Source organism: Rhodococcus sp. KRD175 (genome assembly GCF_017168275.1).
GTDB lineage: Bacteria > Actinomycetota > Actinomycetes > Mycobacteriales > Mycobacteriaceae > Rhodococcoides > Rhodococcoides fascians.
In genome coordinates this window covers 1-389 of sequence record NZ_JABFAQ010000022.1, presented here as the reverse complement: position 1 = coordinate 389, position 389 = coordinate 1, and the positions used below count along the sequence as shown (strand labels likewise).

The window sequence follows — 389 nt, the reverse complement described above, 5'->3', positions numbered from 1 at the left end:
GACGAGCGCGGCCCGGTTCCGAGCCGCAGATACCAATCGTCACGACTGGCGTCAGTCGTCCAGCCGGATCGATTTCGCACCACCGATGTGCGCGCTTCCGCACTCAACGCCTGACTGCGGCGGACCCATGTTGGCGTTCTCGGGGGCATCCCCGAACGAAGGCGAAGCTCGAAGGAGAAGTCATGGGAAAGCTTGAAGGTAAGGTTGCAGTCGTCACAGGTGGATCGAGCGGCATGGCGCTGGCGAGCGCCAAGCGGTTCGTCGAAGAAGGCGCCTATGTTTTCATCACGGGCCGGAGGCAGGAGACGCTCGACGCGGCCGTCAGGCTGATCGGCCGGAACGTGACGGACGTGCGCGGCGACGCGGCCAATCTCGACGACCTCGACCGC

Annotated in this window: 1 protein-coding gene; it reads left to right on the top strand. The window is 65.0% G+C overall.

The annotated features are described in order from the left end of the window. Positions 1–182: 182 nt before the first annotated feature. Positions 183–389: SDR family NAD(P)-dependent oxidoreductase (locus J1M81_RS23755; protein WP_206498974.1), on the top strand; the 207-nt coding region annotated here is incomplete at its 3' end.